A 17,565-nucleotide genomic window follows, 5' to 3' on the forward strand; every position below is an offset into this window, starting at 1 on the left:
TTATACTAACAAAACCCTCAGGGAGCACGTCCCGTAAAAACGTTTGGAGGTTCTGATAGAATGAGCGTCGTTCTGAATACAAAGCACCTCTCCAGTTTTATCAACGAAGAGGAATATAAGGCCATCTATCCTCAGGTGGAAGCGGCTCACAACCAGCTGGAAGCCAAGAATGGCCCCGGCAATGATTTCCTGGGCTGGATGTACCTGCCCCGCGATTACGACAAGGAAGAGTTTGCCCGCATCAAGGAAGCTGCCAAGAAGATCCGTGAGGACTCCGAGGTGCTGGTGGTCGCCGGCATCGGCGGCAGCTATCTGGGTGCCCGCGCTGTGATCGAGGCCGTCAAAGGCCTGTACCACAACGAGCTGGAGGATGGCCCCAAGATCTACTTCTGCGGCAACAGCATCAGCCCCAGCTACCTGAATGATATCATTGCTCTGTGCAAGGGCAAGAAGTTCTCCATCAATGTCATCTCCAAGTCCGGTACCACCACCGAGACCAGCCTGGCGTTCCGTGTTCTGCGCAAGCTGCTGGAGGATGAGATGGGTGTTGAGGAAGCCAACAAGCGCATCTATGCCACCACGGACCGTGCCAAGGGCACCCTGAAGCAGCTGGCTGACGCGCAGGGCTGGCCCACCTTCGTGGTTCCTGACGATGTGGGCGGCCGCTACTCCGTTCTCTCCGCTGTGGGCCTGCTGCCCATTGCTGCCGCCGGGATCAGCATCGACGAGTTGATGAAGGGCGCAGCCGATGCCATGGAGCGCTTCTCCGTGCTGAGCCCGGACAACGACGCTTACAAGTATGCTGCCATCCGCAATATCCTGTACCGCAAGGGCAAGGCTGTTGAGATCCTGGAGTGCTACGAGCCCAACTTCACCCTGATGAACGAGTGGTATAAGCAGCTGTTCGGCGAGAGCGAGGGCAAGGACAACAAGGGCCTGTTCCCCGCAAGCTGCATCTTCTCCACTGACCTGCACTCCATGGGCCAGTTCATCCAGGAAGGCTCCCGCATCATGTTCGAGACCATCGTGGATGTCAAAAAGCCTGCGCAGGATCTGTTCATCGAAGAGCTGAAGGGCAACTTCGACGGCCTGAACTTCCTGGCGGACCAGAATATGAGCGTGGTCAACCGCAAGGCCATGGAGGGCACCATCCTTGCCCACACCGACGGCGGCGTGCCTGAGGTGCTGATCGAGGTGGACGACCTGACTGCTTATAATGTAGGCTACCTCATCTACTTCTTCTGGCGTGCCTGTGCATGCAGCGGCTACCTGCTGAGCGTGAACCCCTTCAACCAGCCGGGTGTCGAGAGCTACAAGAAGAACATGTTCGCTCTGCTGGGCAAGCCGGGTTACGAGAACCTGACCGCCGAGCTGGAAGCAAAGTTGAAGTAAGCAGGAAACAAAAAATGATCTCCCGCCGCAAGGCGTGGAAAATACAGGAGGACAGAACTATGATTAAACTGATTGTTGGTACCAAGGGCTCCGGCAAGACCAAGGCAATGATCGACCAGATCAATGACGCGGTCAAGACCTCCAAGGGCAACGTCGTCGTCGTGGAAAAAGGCATGAAGCTGACTTACGACATCGCCCCCGCTGCACGTCTGATCGATCTGGATGAGTATAAGATCGCCGGCGGCGAGATGCTGTACGGCTTTGTTGCCGGCCTGATGGCAAGCAACTACGATATCACCGACCTGTACATCGACGGCATCCTGAAGGTGCTGGATCACGATATCAACCGTCTGGGCGCTGTGCTGGACGAGATGGCCGCCATTGCAGGCGATTCCGTCAAGGTCACTGTTACTGTCAGTGCTGACGAGGCTGCTCTGCCCCACGACGTGAAAAAGTACCTGTAATTTTCTGAACTGAGCGCATTCCAACGGGCAGGAAACCGGAAAATCAAAATTTTTTCGGTTTTCTGCCTGTTTTGGTGTTGACAAAGGTTGGCTTTGGCGCTATACTAACAAAGCAGCCTTTTATGAGGTGTACTATGCAATTTGACCTGAGAAAGTTTATCGCAACCGGCACACAGCCTTACCATGCAGAGTTTCCCTGTGATTTGTCTGCACGGGACTTTGCCGGTGCAAGGATCGAACAGCCCGTGACCGCCAGCTTTACCGCTGAGCCGGACGGCGATGAGGTCCGGATGACACTGCGGGCAAAAGCATTGGTGCACGGAGAGTGCGCCCGCTGTCTGGACCCGGTTGAGCGGGAAGAGACAGTTGAAGCGGAGTGGACAGCAAAGGAGCGGGATCTGGATGACCCGGATTTCGAGCTTCCGCTGGACGAAAAAGGACATCTGGATGTGGATGAATGGCTTGCCCAGGAGTTTATGTTCCAGATCCCCACGGTGCTGCTTTGCAGCGCCGACTGCCCGGGGTTATGCCCCCGGTGCGGCAAGAAGAGGGCAGATTGTACCTGCCCGCCGGAGGAAGACAAGGCCGCTCCTGTTGACGCAAGGCTCGCGATCCTCAAATCACTGCTGAACTGAGAAACCCATCAAGGAGGTGCAAAAATATGGCAGTACCTAAGAGACATCTTTCCAAGGCCCGCCGCGACAAGCGTCGCAGCAATGTTTGGAAGCTGGAGGCCCCCGCACTGGTCAAGTGCAGCAACTGCGGCTCTCTGAAGCTCCCCCACCAGGCATGTGGCAACTGCGGTTACTACAAGGGCGAGGAAGTCATCAAGAAGGCCTAATTTGCGCAAAATTGGTGGCACATTGGTGTTATGTTGAGAAGGGGATGGCGCAATGCCTTCCCCTTCTTTCTTTGTCTGGAGGTGAAATGCAATGGCGATCAAGATCGACCGCATCGACGCGGGCAGCGAAGCCGAGGCGCTGGGCCTGCAGCCCGGCGATGAGCTGTTGAGCGTGGATGAAAATGAGCTGAACGATACGCTGGACTATGATTTTTATACCGACAGCAGCAGCTTTCACCTGAAGGCAAAGGTTGCCGACGGCATCCGGGAGTGGGATGTCCGGCGCGCGGAGCGCGGCCCCTTTGGCTGCGATTTCTCCACCTATCTGGGCGACCAGAAGCATTCCTGCTCCAACCACTGCATGTTCTGCTTCATCGACCAGCTGCCCCCCGGTATGCGCGAGAGCCTGTATTTCAAGGATGATGACGAGCGGCTGAGCTTTCTGTTCGGCAACTACATCACCATGACCAATATGCAGGATCACGAGATCGACCGCATCATCAAGATGCACATCTCGCCCATCAACATCTCGGTGCACACCACCAACCCCCAGCTCCGTGTCCGGATGCTGGCCAACAAGCGGGGCGGCGAGGTGCTCAAGTACCTGCCCCGTCTGGTGGAGGGCGGCATCGCCGTCAACTGTCAGCTGGTGCTCTGCCGGGGCATCAATGATGGCGAAGAGCTTCGCCGCACCCTGGGCGACCTGCTGGAGCTGACCCCTATGGTGCAGAGCATTGCCGCTGTGCCCTGCGGTGTGACGGATTACCGCCAGAATCTGTTCAAGCAGACCCCCTATGATGCCGAGACCAGCGCCGCTGTCATCGACATTATGGAGGAGTTTGGCGATGAGTGCAAACGCCGCCACGGCAAGCGCATCATCTACCCCAGCGATGAGTGGTACCTCAAGGCGGGGCGGCCCATCCCCCCGGCAGAGTTCTATGAGGACTTTGATCAGCTGGAAAACGGCGTGGGTATGATGCGCCTGTTCGAGGATGAATTCCGGGCAGAGCTGGACAGGCCCCACCGCATCTACGGCACCAAACAGATCGATGTGGTCACCGGCACGATGGCAGGCCCCCTCATCACAGAGATGATGGACGAGCTCCACCGCCAGTACCCCATGATCGATGTGAAAGTTCACGTTGTCAAGAATAATTTCTTTGGCGGCAACGTGGGCGTGGCGGGGCTTATCACCGCCACCGATATCATTGCCCAGTGCGAGGGAAAGCTGGAAAGCGGAACTTTGGGCATCCCCGCTGTCATGCTGCGGGAAGAAAAAGATACGTTCCTCGATGATATGACCATTGCCCAGTTGGGAGAACGGCTGGGGGTCAAGGTCGAGGTGCTGCCGGTGAGCGGCGGCGATGAGGCAAAAGCCCTGCTCCGCACCGGCCTGCATATTTCGAGAAGAAGAGCATAACGAAAGGAGGAACCCCCTATGAGCAAACCCATCGTAGCAGTGGTTGGCCGCCCCAATGTGGGCAAGTCCACCCTGTTCAATAAGCTCTGCGGCCAGCGTCTGGCCATCGTGGAGGATACCCCGGGCATCACCCGCGACCGCATTTTTGCAAACTGCGAGTGGAGCGGCCACGAGTTCATGCTGGTGGACACCGGCGGCATCGAGCCCAAGGCGACCGAGGGCATTCTGGCCCACATGCGTGAGCAGGCAGAGATCGCCATTGACACCGCTGACTGCATCATCATGGTGGTGGATGTCCGCGACGGCCTGACCGCCGCCGACGAGGAAGTGGCCCACATGCTGCGCCGCAGCCATAAACCCATCATCCTGGCTGTCAACAAGTGCGATAAGACCGGCGAGGCCCCCATGGAGCTCTACGAGTTCTATAACCTGGGCTTTGACGAGGTGATGCCCATCTCGTCCGTGCATGGTCACGGCACCGGCGACCTGCTGGACGCTGTCTGCGCCCACCTCGATTTCAGCGAGACCGTGGTGGAGGAGGACCGCATCCCCGTTGCCATCATCGGCCGCCCCAACGTGGGCAAATCCAGCCTGACCAACCGCATTCTGGGCGAGAACCGGATGATCGTTGCCAACGAGGCCGGCACCACCCGTGATGCCATTGATACCCCTGTGGATAACGCTTACGGCAAGTTCATCTTTACCGATACCGCTGGTCTGCGCAAGCGCAGCAACATTTCTGACGGCCTTGAGCGCTATATGGTCGTGCGCGCGCTGGCCGCTGTGGAGCGCAGCCGCGTGGCCCTGATCCTGGTGGATGCCACTGTCGGCTTCACCGAGCAGGACAGCAAGGTGGCCGGTTATGCCCACGAGCAGGGCAAGGCCTGCATCATCGTTGTCAACAAGTGGGACGCTGTGGAGGGCAAGGAGACCAACACCATGGAGCATCAGCGCCGGGATTACGCCGATTGCTTCAGCTTCATGGGGTATGCGCCCATCATCTTCATTTCGGCCCAGACCGGCTATAACGTGAACAAGCTGATGCAGCTGATCCGTGACGTGGATGCCCAGAACGGTGCCCGCGTGCCCACCGGTGTCCTGAATGAGATGCTGGCCCGCGCTACCGCCCGGATGCAGCCGCCCAGTGACAAGGGCCGCCGCCTGAAGATCTTCTACCTGACCCAGGCTTCCACCCGTCCCCCGACGTTCGTGGCCTTCGTCAACTCCAAACAGCTGTTCCATTTCAGCTATCAGCGGTATCTGATCAACCAGATCCGGGAGAACTTTGGTCTGGAACACACGCCCATCCGCCTGGTGATCCGTGAGCGCGGCACCGGCAGCGTCGGCGCAAAAGATGTGTAACAGGGGAGGCGGCTGTTGATGATGACCTTCTTCATCGTTCTGGCTGCCGCTGCGCAGGCTTACCTGCTGGGCAGCGTGGACACCGGCATCCTGGTCAGCAAATACCTGTACCACGATGATGTCCGCAATCACGGCAGCGGTGCAGCCGGTATGACCAACATGCTGCGCACCTTTGGCAAAAAGGCAGCGGCGTTCACCGCCGCAGGCGACGTGCTGAAAGGCGTTGCCGCTGTCTGCATCGGCCGCTGGCTCTTCGGGTTCCTGCCCGCAGATGCCGCCGTTTCGCCCTATCTGGGCGTGTATCTGACTGCCATTCTGGCCGTGGTGGGCCACACCAAGCCTGTTTATTTCGGCTTCAAGGGCGGCAAGGGCGTGCTGGTGGCGGGAGGGGCTATCCTGGCGATCCAGCCCATCCTCCTGCCGGTGCTGACCGTCGTCTTTCTGCTCTGCCTTGTCCCCACCGGCATGGTGTCGCTGGGCAGCATTGCAATGGCGGCATCCTATCCGGTGCTGACCCTCATCTACGGCCTGCTCAAGGGCTTTGCCGTTGGCGACCTCATCGTCTGCGTGGTGGGAGCTGCCATCATGGGCGGCATGGTCATCTGGATGCACCGGGCCAATATCCAGCGCATCCGTGAGGGAAAAGAGTACCGCTTTGGTTCTAGGCACAAGCAGTAACCGGAACAAAAAACAACAGCGCATCCTTCGGGCAGAGCCTGCCTGCGGGATGCGCTGTTTTGCGTGGAGGGGGCTGTGCCCGGTCGATGTGCCTGCACGGTTCAGTTTACTGAAAAATCTTTGCAAAAAAGGTTGACAAAGGGCGGCGCAGCTGGTATAATAATTCACGTCGCAGGACACAAACTGAAAATGTGGGGGATTAGCTCAGCTGGGAGCCCGGTTGGTATCAAAACACACCCCCAGTCAGATAGTCCTGCGACAATCAAATTCCCAACAAAAAACTCCATCCAAGAGGTTCGCTTCTTGGATTTTATGGGGGATTAGCTCAGCTGGGAGAGCGCTTGCATGGCATGCAAGAGGTCAGCGGTTCGATCCCGCTATTCTCCACCAAAAAAGCACTGTACTTCGTAGGAAGTATGGTGCTTTTCTTTTTGCTTTCTTGGAGGTCACACTGAAAATCAGCCAAATGCCTGATTTTGCAGGCGTATGGACGGCAACCCCCAATTCTTGCTGTTTCGTTGTTTTTGAAAATGCTTGTTCGATGCCCGACTGTTTTGCAGGCGGACGTATCACTCCCCCTCAATGTAAGGAGTGAGATCGAAGTTGAACGAGATGTTGATCTGGTATCCGCGATATACGTCTACCCTGCGGATGAGCTGGTTGACGATCATCTTCTTCGCTTCAAAATTTGCACTGTCGTACAGGTCAGCATAAGAAATCAGTTCATCATACAGCCGCGACACTTTATCCATCAGCTCAGCCGTTTTCTCCAGTTCTTCACTGGCCGCTTCGCAAAGGTTTTCCAGCTCCGTGAGTTTCTCTTCCTGCGCTGTAATCATTTCGGCAAGGGTTTCTCTCGGTAACACGCTTTCACCTTTGATGCAAGCTAAAACCTCGGTTTTCAGTGCGAACAGGTCTTTTTCTGCCTTGTTCCGCTGTGTCTGAAGGTCTTGCAGATGATTCTTGCGTTCCGCATTCTCTTTTTCATAGCGTTTTGTAACGATCTGCTCTTTGGGGATACCCCTCATCTTGGAGAAAATCTGGCGGACAGCTTTATCAATGATCTCATCCAGAATGTGGACGGTATATCCCGTCTGCCCGGTGCAGTTGGTCTGCTTGCGGAGCTTTCCGTAACAGGTATAGCGAATACGCAGCGTATCGTCTAACGATCCATCTGCCATTTTTCGCCATTTACGGCTGCTGGTCAGTTCCAGCTTTGCACCGCAGTGTCCGCAGTAAGCGTTGCCGGCAAGCAGCGACTTCCCATGGATGTTCAAAGGAAGACGATTTTCGGCTTCCGCAGTTGAGCGCACAGAGCGTTCATTCCGAATGCGCTGTGCGTTTTCAAACTGTTCCTGCGGGACAATCTGCAAATCCGGCATCAATTCTGACCGTGCATCCCCACAGCGGAGAACGCCGGTGTAGGTCAGGTTTTGTACCATCCCCCGAATACTGGATGGGTGCCAGCACTTTCCAGACCTTGCGCGATAGCCAGAATTGTTCAGATAGGTAGCAATGTGCTGCGGGCCGTAGCCCTCATACACATATTTGTCAAAGACAATCCGCACTACGGCAGCTTCCTGCTCGTTGATGTGCAGTTCGTACAGTTCATGCTTGCGCTTGTTGATACGCCCACTCCGTACAAGGTCATAGCCATAAGGCGCATTTCCGCCCTTGAAGTGACCTTCTTCTACAAGCTGGCGCAGACTGGTGCGGGTACGGACGGAAGTCTTTTCGCTTTCTCCGTCCGCCTGCCAGAATCGGATGTAGTTCAGCAGTTTGTCAGTGTGGTTGTCGAAACGCTGCTCACCCTCTTGGGTACTCCATACCCGGATGCCGTTCCGTACAAACCATTCCACAACAAAGGGCGTTTCATCTGCGATACGACCGATACGGTCGAACATGAATACCAGCAGGATATCGAACTTGCCCTTTCGGGCATAGTCCTTGATGATCTGGAGCTTGTCGCGGGCGGCGGCCCGGACTTTGTGGCCGGACACGCCTTCTTCCTGTTCTTCATGGACGATGACCCAGCCCTTCGATTCAGCGAATTTATGGCAAGCCTTTCGCTGCATGGGCAGGTCTGCTTCATGGTTGGAGTTGAAATCCACCTGCTTATCGGTGGAAACGCGGTACAAGCAGCACACGCGATTGTTATTTCTTGTCATTGTAAATTCCTCACTTTCATCATAAAAGTGGGGATAGGCTTTATTTCGTTGTCAAAGAACGTCCGGCAATGGCTCGGTTTGTAATATCGCCCGTTACCGCACTCAGTATAGCGTTTGATTCTGCATTCGTCCATGATGTCAACCTACCTTCTTCGTATAGCTGGTGGCAAGCAGGATGTTCCGAATGCGCTCAAACGCTTCCGGGTTGGGTTCCTTGGAAAAGCTAAAAACGACAGGATAACCGTTGATTACATGATATTGCCGGTCGGCATCACGGTCAGCCGCAGGAAGGTTCTCTGCGACCTGTGAAAATTTATCGATCATAAGATTGTAACTCCTATTATGAATAAATGCTGTTGTCTTAATATGTAACAATGGGCATCTGCGTTGTGCGGATGCCCATTGTCTTTAAGGAGAGATTCCTGTAAATGTCAGAACTTCATTGGCAGCGCATCCTTACGGGATTTGCCGTTGTACGCCGCATAGATGGGGAAAACGTATTTCTTCCATCCGGGCAGCTTTGCCGGGTTGTCCATCCCGGTGCGGTAGATTTCCATGGGATGGACGCTGCGCAGGGCACGGATCAGCCGTTCCTCGTTGAACTCACCGTGATACACTTCCACGAAGTACATCACACCCTTCAGGACTGCGGCACGGAAGGAATCGGGTTTGCCCTCCCATGCGTCCACAATCAGCCGCAGAGCCTCGCAGTAGATTTTCTCGCCCATCTGGTTGTACAGCTTGAGTGCAGTGCCTACGCAGCTGATGCGGTAGTCGCTCAACTGCAAGCTGTCATAGTTGAAGTCCAGACCCACCCGGTTGGTGGCTGCGAGGAATGCCATGGAAAGAGCATCCTCGCCCACGACCTTGGCACGGAGCTTGATGCCCGCCGTCAGCGGTGCAGCGTGACCGTTTTGCTCTGCGAAGAACAGGGCTTCCTGCTGCATCGTCAGACCCGTATACACCTTGCAGAGAATCGGGAGGTCTTTGCCACCGTTGCGCAGGATACGCGCTTCAATGGTGTGCTGACCGTCCGTTACATAATACCGGCCATTGCGAAAGCTGACCTTCGGCTCATTCGCCGTATATTCATTGAAGTCTCTTGCAATCAGCTCAACGCGCTTACGCTGGATGCCCCGCTGATAAAGCTCGCGCGGGTAGATTAGCTTGCTGCTGTGAATGACCACCATCTGATAAGGAGTGGCCACATTGAAAGATGCGGAAAAGTTGTTGGTGTTGCTCAGTCGCATTGCATTTCCTCCCGGATTCTCCAGATGTATTTTTCGGCTTCTGCTAAAATCTCACTGACCTGCTGCTTACGCTTCGGGATGGCGAGCAGGCTGGGATTAAAGGTAAAGCTGTATTCGAGTCGCTGTATCATGGCATGAACAGCGGATTGCAGCTCGGTGTACAGCATCATTTCCTCCACGCTCCCTGCGTCCTCAAAGGACGATTTGATGGGTGTGTAGGGATAGATGGGTGGCTTTCCATCCACTACTTCCGGCGGCGCATACGCTGCCGTGGAGCGGATGATGGGCTTGAGCTTCCGAATGCTGCCCAGTGGGTTCAAGGCAAGACTGTTCTTCAAGGCATAATCGAGCCGCTGCATATCTTCCGGGGCGAGATGCCCTAAGTATTTCAAAATGCGGCTTTTGTCGATGGTGAAGATCTGTTCTGCCAGAGCCATAGAGGACATAGACAGCCCTTCGTTTTCCAACAAGCAGTGTGTCGGCTGAGTTACTTTCTTTTCCGTATTGCTTGTCAGAGGGACAACGATGAGGGTCGGTGCGTAGGTATTGCCCACATCATTCTGAATGATGACCGCAGGGCGGTCGCCGTGCTGTTCCGAGCCGGTACTTGTGTTTCCGAATTGGACGTAGTAAATGTCTCCGCGCCGGAACTTCCAGTTTTGCTGCAAATGTTTACCTCCATGTTTTGTTATGTACAAAGCCCGCTGCTTTTTCTTGGCAGCGGGCTTCGTTCAATTTATGGTGGCATTCATTTTAATGGGGTGTGTTATCACCTCCCCGGTGACAAAGTGCAGTGCCGGACTTACCGGTGCATAACAACATAGTCATGCCCACGGTTGGTCTGGCAGACCGTGCAGGTGTCCATGCTCTTGTCAGGGCTGGGCACGAGCGCAATTTTGAAAGCCTTAGCTTCCACGAAGTGCCGGAGGCAGGTCGCGCAGAGGGTTCGGATGGATTTGACCATTTCCGGGGTCAGCTCCATTTCCTCGTAGGTCTCCTGCTCCCGCACGGTAGGATTCAATTCAACCATAGAGATGTCCTCCTATGTCGGGTAGTTGTTTTGCGGATAGATATGGATAAGTAAAAGTAACAGGAGTTGTCGGAGACCGAAAACGGCATCCGACCGCTCCTGCTTTATTGCAAACCAACGTGTTATTTGTTGGGGAATCGTGTTGGGATTGCAGATCACTGCTCTGCCGATTTGGCAGTGCGATGAAAATATGAATAAAGTTCTCTCATATTCGCCCTCGGCTCCCTGAGAGTGGGGAATCATCTGGCGGCGGGCTTGTACCGCTCCATTGGCATCTCAGCCACCCCGCCTAACGCTGACCGGGCTGCGTTGAACAGAAGTATCATTATCTTGAAGTACCAGATGATTGAACTATTCAGCTTTCAAGGTCCGTGAGTGTGGACATATCACCAGCGGCGAGAGCCGTCTGGTGAATTGTCCCCTCACTTACGAGCCATCGAGAAGCCTCAATCTACACCTAAAAATCCAAACTTCTTCAAAAATTTAGTAATTTTCAAGATTCGCTTGCTAATATTTTGCTGTGCAATGCCATAAACTTTAGATAATTCTACGGTACTATATTCGTCGCGGAAATACAGCGTGATAAGCCGAAGTTCTTCATCGGAGAGTTTTTCTAACCCTTCTTGCAAACGCTTGTCTTTGATTTCGCCTACCCATGCAAACCGAGTCCGGGTCTCGTGGTAAGTATCGGTTACAGTAATTGCCTTTTCATACTGCTTAAAGTCAGAAGATTTCCTTCCCGTGTTGTCATCACCATCGTCAACGATTGCCAGTGTGTTTGCAACGTAGGAACGCTCACTATTGAGAACGCCCAAATCAAAATCATACATGGCTTGGATTGCATCTTCACTCATTCCCGCCTGTTGGTACTGCACACGCAGCCGTTCCCACTTTTTGTTCAGTTTTCGACGTTCGTTGCCGTTATTAAATTCCATTGTTGACCTCCAAATTTTCGATAATTCGTAAAAAATTGAAAATCTGGAGATTCTAGGGATACTTTGCGGCCAGTTCCAGCCACGAAAAGAGGGCAAAAAGAAACATGAAGTGTCCTTTCCGCTGGATGCGGAGGATGAGGACACCTCACTGCTGGACAGGGCACTGGCTTTTCTTTGGGCGCAAAAAAAGAGACGCATTAAAGAAAAGGGTACAGACACTGTTTTCCATCCGTAGATGGAAAGCAATATGAGTATCCTCAGCCTTTAATGCATCTCAGGCTTTCGATATATTTTTCTTCGTTACAGGTCAAAAGCGGTTTATCCGGCTAAAAAAGGACAAAAAATAAAGCCCTCGCAGCCAGACAACAAGGCTTTGCCTTGCTATCATAGCACACGAGGGTCTTACAGAAGTCACATGACGGTCTTATGAAAGTCACATGGGGCGATTTTTGAAAAAATCGGGTCACGCAGAAGTCGCATGAAGGTCACATGAAAGTCATATAGCGAAACTACGTTGTTTTATCGTTCGAGCGAAATGAGCAGTTTCTGATACTCATCTTCGGGCAGTTTCTGCTTTGCAGCCGCAAGCTCGCCCGCTGCCATCTCGTCCATGTGCTGCTTCTGGTACGAGCGAATAAGCCAATAGTAGGCTTTTGTGTTTTCCGGCGCGATGGTCAGGGCCAGTGCAGCATCCCGATGAAGCAGATCGTATGCGTGGAAGTCCATCAATTGCTTCAGCAGTTCATTAACTGTACTCATAAATGCGAGGTGGTATCGGTTTGCGTAGTGAACCAGCCAATGTTCGCCATTGGCAGCAGAAAGAAGTTTGCCCTGATACAATGATGCCGCTTTTTCGAGCAATCTCACCTTATTTATAGCAGAAGTGGCTTTTGCGGCTGCAATGCACAACTCATCGAACCGCTGAAAATCGGTCGTGATATGGAGGTCGGGGTTGAATTGGTAGCCAGACGGCGTGGAGAGAATCAGCTGCTCATCCGAGATAATGCTGAATGCTTGCCGCAGACGGTAAACGAGCTGTTTGACCTTTTTTCCGGGTTCGTCCTTATCCTCCAGTTCTTCTGGCCAGATTTCCTGTACGATTTCCAACGATGAAAGGGCTTTCTTATTGGAAAGCAGCATAAAAGTCAGCAGACGGCTGATTTTAGGAGATTTCAGGTCAGACTCCGGCAGGACACCGTGGGAAGTGTGGATTTTCAATTCTCCGAACAAGCTGATGAAGACATCATGGCTGCTCTTGATATTTTCTGGCGAGAATGCCATGCTCAGACTGTCAGCCATTCGCTTATCGTTGTATGCCGCCAGTAACACATAGGCCAGAAGTTTAAGCATACTGGTCTGATGGGTGTACCGCTGAGGGTTGCGCACGGCAATCAGGGCGATTTGCCGTGGTTCCAGTGGAATCGCAAGGACGGACTTAATACCTAAGCGCTCATACAACCGGTATTCGTCCGGGTAGGTGTCCTTGACATCTTCTGCATCAGAAACGACCATCGGGGTTCCTCTGCGCACTGCCTTTACCCAGCGGTCGAGAAATTCAGACGATTCAAACTCATTTGTAAGGATAGTGGTTTTATCTTCTTGGCATTCATTGTGCCACCAGAGCGGCTTCCACAGCCCCAAATCCAGATCAACCTGAATTAGACCGCACCAGTCGGCATCATAGAATTTACAGGCCGCTTCCATGACCCGCAGAGCAACTTCCTTCGGCGGCAGATGGCGATAGTATAACTGTGTCTCCAGCTCATTCATTGTGTTCTCAAAATCAAGCGCACACTGAACGTTCTCCGTGTCAAGTTCTTCGCTCACCGAATCAGATTGCCGCATAACAGACACCTCCTGAATAAAAAGCAGCATCCGGGCATTCTTCCGCTTAATACGGTGAATCCCGGATGCTGCTATGTAAAGCTATCTCTCCACCGCATAAGCTGAAGAATGCCCCATCATTTTGCTTTTAAATAACAAAAACCGCCTGTGAGTTGAAATCTTCACAGACGGTTCTAACATGGTAGAGGGATAAAATTATCCCATTCAAAAAGCAACCAGCTGCCATGACCTCGTATATGAGATTTTAGACTCATTTGGCTTTGTTGCCCTATCTTTCGGTAGGTTTACCAAGTATTAAGTTCTCTGATAATTTACTTTTTTACGATTGTTTTTATAAAAGCCGTAAGTGCATTGATCTGCTCGGCATCGAACTGTTTTAGCTGGTCAACAAGTGCATTCATTCCATTGGAGGTTTCCTCGCCGAAATTAAAAAATTCTTGTGGAGTAATGTTGAAATATTCGCAGATGTAAAAGAAATTTGCCATCGTCGGAAAGGCAGTACCACTTTCGATTGCACGAATATAGCCGGGATTCTGCCCGATTGAGAGGCTCATGTCTCTTGCAGACACACCCTTCTGTGTGCGCAGCTCAGTAAGCCTCTTAGAAAACTGTTCTTCGTACATGGCCACCACCATCCTTCTCAACTCTATTGTAGTCGAGAGCATAGCTGAAACCGAATGATTAAATCTATTATTTTTAATTGATATAATCAACTACCTGTGATAGACTAAAAGAAAATGGAAAAAATAAAAACCATGAATTTTTACATTCATGGTTTATGTTTCCTGTCGCAGAGTAGCCCACTCTGCGATAATGGCGAAAAAACAACGGTAATTCGTTTGGCAATTCGGATTGACGGCTTATTTGACGGAAATAAAATCTGCCAGCTGTTCCATCGTTTCCCGCTTCAGCTCCAACGAAGGATGAACATATCGATTCATTGTGATGGTAACAGATGAGTGTCCTAAAATCTCACTCAGAGTTTTGATGTCGATTTTTGCTTCCACACAGCGTGTGGCAAAAGTGTGCCTTAAAACATGAAAATTCCTTTTTTCCAATCCACAGGCATCCAAAATCTTGTGAAATCTTCGCTGAATGCACCGCGGTTCGATAAACTTCGAAGGAGAACCGCTCAAAAAGAATCCGGTGTGACTCAGGGAATAGCGCTCCAGAAAACCGAACAGCAAATTTGAGATTGGGATATTCCGATTAGCGGAGCTGCTTTTGGGAGACGCAATCTCGATATGTGTTTTTTTGCTCCCAGGTACCCGATTCTGGATACGTTGCATCGTCTGACAGATATAGATATTCCTTTCCGAAATCGAGATCTTTTCCCACGTCAACGCACACAGCTCCCCGATACGTATTCCTGTCAGTAGACAAAGAAGAATCCCCAGATTCAGAGCATCGGGATGTTCCTCTAGATATTGCTGCAAAATCATCTGCTCTGGGAGGCTTAAAATGGGCAACGACTTTTGCGTCTGCTTGACCCTGATATCAAGAACCTTCGAATCTACGAATATACCGAGTGTTCCTGCATAATTCAGAATGCGACGCAGAACAGAGAGCACATCCGAGATTGTCTTGGGAGAAAGACCGGTTTTATCCTTTTTTCCGTGCAGTTCAAGGTGTTTGCAAAGCTTCCTTACCATTTCTTTTGTGATCTTCTCGATTTTTACTGTCTGGAATGATGGCATGAGATAGCATTCGATTAGCGTCCGATAACGAATGTAGGTGGATTCCTTGAAGTTAATGGAAAAGGCGTCAAGCCACTCCATGGAAACAAGTTCAAATGTACTGTTTCTGGTTCTTTCCTCGCTTCCGGATGGTTTACCTTGGAGCTGGAGCGTGTGCTGTAGATCACATCGCACTTCGCGGTAGGAGGAAGCATACAGATAACCATATTTGGGCTTTCCCAGCGCATTTCGCGACTTTATGTAGCGTGCTTCCCAGCGGCCATCCTTCCTTTTATAAATGTTCAATCCTTTTCTTGACACAAAAACCTTCCTTTCGTTGACGGCTTATTTGACGGAGCATACAATCGGATTGTATCGAATTTGTTGAAATTGTCGAGTAAGTACGACATTATTTTCTTTTTTCAGAATTTCAGATTGCTTTCTCTTGACCATCCGTGTAATCGGCGGTAAAATTCAATTGAATCATCCTGTCGCAGAGTGGGCTACTCTGCGACAGAAAATAATCCCAACAACTCACCTGTGCATTGTTGTACACCGTATAGATTCGGGTGTAAAGGGAACTTTTGATTCTACGGCAGAAATTCGTCTGCTGAGAATATAACAAACTTTTTACTTGAGGAGGACTTTATTATGAATTTGATGAAATGCCCCAACGGCCACCACTACGATGCTTCCCGGTTCAGCAGCTGCCCCTTCTGCGGCATGGAAGGTGTGAACGTTGGGCCGGATCAGACGACGGTTCCTTTGGACGTCCCGGTGTCTCAGCCGGGTCCCAGCGTAGCGACTGAACCTCTGAGCACTGCAATCCCCGATGACGATGACCGCACGCTCCCTGTAACTGCAGATATGTTGGACGGTGCTACAGAAAAGTCGGCACCAGTTGTTGGTTGGCTCGTCTGCACGGAAGGTGTGAATAAGGGAACCGACTATCGTCTGCATCAGGGCCGCAATTTTGTGGGTCGTTCTTCGGAGATGGATGTCTGCATCCTTGGCGACAACACGGTTTCCCGCAGCTCTCATGCGATTGTTGTGTATGATCCGCGTAGTAATGTGTATCTTGCGCAGCCGGGCAGCTCTAAAGAGCTGTTCTATGTGAACGATAAGCTTGTGCTCAACCCAATTGAGCTGAAGGCCATGGACCAGCTCAGCATCGGCGACACGAAACTGATGTTTGTTCCCTTGTGCAGCGAAAAATTCCACTGGTAAAACGAAATAAGGGGGAATCGTTGTGATAAATCGGGCTGGAAATAAAGAAAAGGCAAAACGTGTTCTGAATGAAAACGGAAATCTGTCCGGAATGGTCGGCATGGAGATTCTGTATCGGGTGATTGCGGCAATCACAAGTGTCCTGCTGGGTGCGATGATCGCAGGCGGCATTGGGGTCGTGTCGGCGGTTGTGTCGGCACCGTTCAAGCTGTTTGGTCTGGCGGGAATCATCATTGCCTATGTGCTGATTACTCCGATTGCAACGCTCGTCGGTGCTATCGCCGGTGGAGCAGTTGCCGGGCCGTTTGAAGTGGCACGATACCGGTACTATCTTTCTCTGCGGAAGAATGGAATCCGACCAAAAGTCACCTGCATCTTTGATGCATTTGATTTCTTTATGCAATTTGCCCTTGTTACAGGAGTGCGGATGCTGACGATCATGTGGATCCCGGTTCTGATCCAGTTTGCTACGCTGTTGCTGGCGGCTGTTGTTGCAGCGGCTTCTCGGAGTTATCTGGCGGCAATGCTGCTGGTGATGATCGGCATGATTGCAGCTCTCGTTGTTGCGGCCTACCGTTCATATCAGTTCTGGCCTATGGCTCTGGTGCAGGCAGATCATCCGCAGCTGAATGCAGAACAGGTTATGGAACGCTGCAAGGTAATGACGGAAGGTCATAAATTCGACCTGTTTGTCTTTGACCTCAGCTATCTCGGCTGGAATATTCTGAGTCTGCTTACCGGCGGTATTCTTTCTGTCCTGTATGTTGCACCGTACAAGATGATGGCAACTGCTTTTGTTTATGAAGAAATGAAGGGCCGCCCGGTCATGGTGGATGACATCAAACCGTCCACTGACGGCAACGGAATGACGATTGCTGTAGATCCGAAAAAATTGATGGGGATTGGCAGCACCGGTGGAAAGAAGCCGACTTCTCATATCCCGGCTGCTTCCAGAGCTGCGGGAGCAGCTCTGGAGGGGGTCGCCGGTATGTATGCGGGCTCGAGCTATCCGCTGGAGCCGAACCAGCCGGTCATTCTGGGCAGAGACCCTGCCTATGCGAAGATCGTTTTTTCTCAGGGTGCGCAGAAGATCAGCCGCCGCCACTGTGAGGTCATGTTCAACAGTCAGGTTCAGAAATATCGTGTTACCGATTTTTCCAGCAACGGCACCTACGTAAACGGAAGCCGCCTCCCTGCGAATTCTCCGGTGCTGCTGACCCGGGGAACGGAGCTTGCATTGGGCGATAACAACAATATCATCCGGCTGAGCTGAGTGA

At 52.1% G+C, this 17,565-nt stretch carries 18 protein-coding genes, 1 tRNA gene and 1 riboswitch; of the genes, 10 read left to right on the plus strand and 9 right to left on the minus strand.

The window, feature by feature from the left end; genetic code table 11:
• The first annotated feature begins 60 nt into the window (after positions 1 to 60).
• The 8 genes from D3F01_RS10180 to D3F01_RS10215 all read left to right on the plus strand — a co-directional run bounded on the left by D3F01_RS10180 (position 61) and on the right by D3F01_RS10215 (position 6,547).
• Positions 61 to 1,392 (plus strand): glucose-6-phosphate isomerase, encoded by a 1,332-nt coding sequence (locus D3F01_RS10180; RefSeq protein WP_154276542.1) that lies wholly within the window; start codon positions 61 to 63, stop codon positions 1,390 to 1,392.
• Positions 1,393 to 1,451: 59 nt separating this feature from the next.
• Positions 1,452 to 1,856, plus strand: a complete 405-nt coding sequence (locus D3F01_RS10185; protein ID WP_035394124.1) for a hypothetical protein — start codon at positions 1,452 to 1,454, stop codon at positions 1,854 to 1,856.
• A 134-nt stretch (positions 1,857 to 1,990) separates the two neighbouring features.
• On the plus strand, positions 1,991 to 2,491 hold the full coding sequence (locus D3F01_RS10190; protein WP_097770854.1) for a YceD family protein: 501 nt from the start codon (positions 1,991 to 1,993) through the stop codon (positions 2,489 to 2,491).
• A 26-nt stretch (positions 2,492 to 2,517) separates the two neighbouring features.
• Positions 2,518 to 2,697 (plus strand): 50S ribosomal protein L32, encoded by a 180-nt coding sequence (gene rpmF / locus D3F01_RS10195; RefSeq protein WP_005920250.1) that lies wholly within the window; start codon positions 2,518 to 2,520, stop codon positions 2,695 to 2,697.
• Between the two features lie 91 nt (positions 2,698 to 2,788).
• Entirely contained in the window at positions 2,789 to 4,117 is a 1,329-nt protein-coding gene (locus D3F01_RS10200) for a DUF512 domain-containing protein (RefSeq protein WP_242888466.1), read from the plus strand.
• An 18-nt stretch (positions 4,118 to 4,135) separates the two neighbouring features.
• Entirely contained in the window at positions 4,136 to 5,479 is a 1,344-nt protein-coding gene (gene der / locus D3F01_RS10205) for a ribosome biogenesis GTPase Der (RefSeq protein WP_117476275.1), read from the plus strand.
• A gap of 18 nt (positions 5,480 to 5,497) precedes the next feature.
• Entirely contained in the window at positions 5,498 to 6,157 is a 660-nt protein-coding gene (plsY, locus tag D3F01_RS10210) for a glycerol-3-phosphate 1-O-acyltransferase PlsY (RefSeq protein ID WP_242888469.1), read from the plus strand.
• Positions 6,158 to 6,471: 314 nt separating this feature from the next.
• Positions 6,472 to 6,547 (plus strand) — tRNA-Ala (locus tag D3F01_RS10215).
• 179 nt (positions 6,548 to 6,726) lie between these two features.
• On the opposite strand, the gene D3F01_RS10220 is transcribed toward D3F01_RS10215, so the two are convergent.
• From D3F01_RS10220 to D3F01_RS10260, 9 genes are all read right to left on the minus strand, one after another.
• On the minus strand, positions 6,727 to 8,325 hold the full coding sequence (locus D3F01_RS10220; protein WP_112145132.1) for a recombinase family protein: 1,599 nt from the start codon (positions 8,323 to 8,325) through the stop codon (positions 6,727 to 6,729).
• A gap of 138 nt (positions 8,326 to 8,463) precedes the next feature.
• Positions 8,464 to 8,649 carry a hypothetical protein gene (locus tag D3F01_RS10225; RefSeq protein ID WP_015565653.1) on the minus strand — a complete coding sequence of 62 codons (186 nt, stop codon included), beginning with the start codon at positions 8,647 to 8,649 and terminating at the stop codon, positions 8,464 to 8,466.
• 107 nt (positions 8,650 to 8,756) lie between these two features.
• The gene (locus tag D3F01_RS10230) at positions 8,757 to 9,575 is read right to left on the minus strand and encodes a DUF6551 family protein (protein WP_112145130.1); all 819 of its coding nucleotides are present in this window, start codon (positions 9,573 to 9,575) and stop codon (positions 8,757 to 8,759) included.
• On the minus strand, positions 9,566 to 10,243 hold the full coding sequence (locus tag D3F01_RS10235; protein WP_242888481.1) for a type II toxin-antitoxin system PemK/MazF family toxin: 678 nt from the start codon (positions 10,241 to 10,243) through the stop codon (positions 9,566 to 9,568). The genes D3F01_RS10230 and D3F01_RS10235 overlap by 10 nt, the downstream gene beginning before the upstream one ends.
• A gap of 134 nt (positions 10,244 to 10,377) precedes the next feature.
• On the minus strand, positions 10,378 to 10,605 hold the full coding sequence (locus tag D3F01_RS10240; protein WP_242888484.1) for a hypothetical protein: 228 nt from the start codon (positions 10,603 to 10,605) through the stop codon (positions 10,378 to 10,380).
• Between the two features lie 446 nt (positions 10,606 to 11,051).
• Positions 11,052 to 11,540, minus strand: coding sequence for a sigma-70 family RNA polymerase sigma factor (locus D3F01_RS10245; RefSeq protein ID WP_117529633.1), 489 nt, complete (start codon positions 11,538 to 11,540; stop codon positions 11,052 to 11,054).
• Between the two features lie 519 nt (positions 11,541 to 12,059).
• On the minus strand, positions 12,060 to 13,385 hold the full coding sequence (locus tag D3F01_RS10250; RefSeq protein ID WP_207698580.1) for a BTAD domain-containing putative transcriptional regulator: 1,326 nt from the start codon (positions 13,383 to 13,385) through the stop codon (positions 12,060 to 12,062).
• A gap of 207 nt (positions 13,386 to 13,592) precedes the next feature.
• Positions 13,593 to 13,684: riboswitch (cyclic di-GMP riboswitch) on the minus strand.
• Between the two features lie 12 nt (positions 13,685 to 13,696).
• The gene (locus tag D3F01_RS10255; protein WP_117529631.1) at positions 13,697 to 14,008 is read right to left on the minus strand and encodes a helix-turn-helix transcriptional regulator; all 312 of its coding nucleotides are present in this window, start codon (positions 14,006 to 14,008) and stop codon (positions 13,697 to 13,699) included.
• 237 nt (positions 14,009 to 14,245) lie between these two features.
• Positions 14,246 to 15,382: a site-specific integrase gene (locus tag D3F01_RS10260; RefSeq protein WP_181969038.1), complete on the minus strand. Its 1,137-nt coding sequence runs from the start codon at positions 15,380 to 15,382 to the stop codon at positions 14,246 to 14,248.
• Positions 15,383 to 15,712: 330 nt separating this feature from the next.
• Here D3F01_RS10260 and D3F01_RS10265 point away from each other — a divergent pair, with 330 nt between their 5' ends.
• Together D3F01_RS10265 and D3F01_RS10270 are read left to right on the plus strand one after the other, a co-directional pair.
• Positions 15,713 to 16,288 carry an FHA domain-containing protein gene (locus D3F01_RS10265; protein WP_015565647.1) on the plus strand — a complete coding sequence of 192 codons (576 nt, stop codon included), beginning with the start codon at positions 15,713 to 15,715 and terminating at the stop codon, positions 16,286 to 16,288.
• 22 nt (positions 16,289 to 16,310) lie between these two features.
• The gene (locus D3F01_RS10270; protein ID WP_207698579.1) at positions 16,311 to 17,561 is read left to right on the plus strand and encodes a DUF975 family protein; all 1,251 of its coding nucleotides are present in this window, start codon (positions 16,311 to 16,313) and stop codon (positions 17,559 to 17,561) included.
• Positions 17,562 to 17,565: the final 4 nt, after the last annotated feature.

Source organism: Faecalibacterium sp. BCRC 81149, assembly GCF_022750605.1.
In the GTDB taxonomy this organism is placed as follows: domain Bacteria; phylum Bacillota; class Clostridia; order Oscillospirales; family Ruminococcaceae; genus Faecalibacterium; species Faecalibacterium duncaniae.

What these genes read in the sequence shown, in the direction of transcription:
- D3F01_RS10225 (WP_015565653.1), bottom strand. Translation starts at nt 8,649, where the DNA reads ATGATCGATAAATTTTCACAGGTCGCAGAGAACCTTCCTGCGGCTGAC.
- plsY (WP_242888469.1), top strand. Translation starts at nt 5,498, where the DNA reads ATGATGACCTTCTTCATCGTTCTGGCTGCCGCTGCGCAGGCTTACCTG.
- D3F01_RS10200 (WP_242888466.1), top strand. Translation starts at nt 2,789, where the DNA reads ATGGCGATCAAGATCGACCGCATCGACGCGGGCAGCGAAGCCGAGGCG.
- der (WP_117476275.1), top strand. Translation starts at nt 4,136, where the DNA reads ATGAGCAAACCCATCGTAGCAGTGGTTGGCCGCCCCAATGTGGGCAAG.
- D3F01_RS10220 (WP_112145132.1), bottom strand. Translation starts at nt 8,325, where the DNA reads ATGACAAGAAATAACAATCGCGTGTGCTGCTTGTACCGCGTTTCCACC.
- rpmF (WP_005920250.1), top strand. Translation starts at nt 2,518, where the DNA reads ATGGCAGTACCTAAGAGACATCTTTCCAAGGCCCGCCGCGACAAGCGT.
- D3F01_RS10190 (WP_097770854.1), top strand. Translation starts at nt 1,991, where the DNA reads ATGCAATTTGACCTGAGAAAGTTTATCGCAACCGGCACACAGCCTTAC.
- D3F01_RS10265 (WP_015565647.1), top strand. Translation starts at nt 15,713, where the DNA reads ATGAATTTGATGAAATGCCCCAACGGCCACCACTACGATGCTTCCCGG.
- D3F01_RS10180 (WP_154276542.1), top strand. Translation starts at nt 61, where the DNA reads ATGAGCGTCGTTCTGAATACAAAGCACCTCTCCAGTTTTATCAACGAA.
- D3F01_RS10230 (WP_112145130.1), bottom strand. Translation starts at nt 9,575, where the DNA reads ATGCGACTGAGCAACACCAACAACTTTTCCGCATCTTTCAATGTGGCC.
- D3F01_RS10255 (WP_117529631.1), bottom strand. Translation starts at nt 14,008, where the DNA reads ATGTACGAAGAACAGTTTTCTAAGAGGCTTACTGAGCTGCGCACACAG.
- D3F01_RS10250 (WP_207698580.1), bottom strand. Translation starts at nt 13,385, where the DNA reads ATGCGGCAATCTGATTCGGTGAGCGAAGAACTTGACACGGAGAACGTT.
- D3F01_RS10245 (WP_117529633.1), bottom strand. Translation starts at nt 11,540, where the DNA reads ATGGAATTTAATAACGGCAACGAACGTCGAAAACTGAACAAAAAGTGG.
- D3F01_RS10240 (WP_242888484.1), bottom strand. Translation starts at nt 10,605, where the DNA reads ATGGTTGAATTGAATCCTACCGTGCGGGAGCAGGAGACCTACGAGGAA.
- D3F01_RS10185 (WP_035394124.1), top strand. Translation starts at nt 1,452, where the DNA reads ATGATTAAACTGATTGTTGGTACCAAGGGCTCCGGCAAGACCAAGGCA.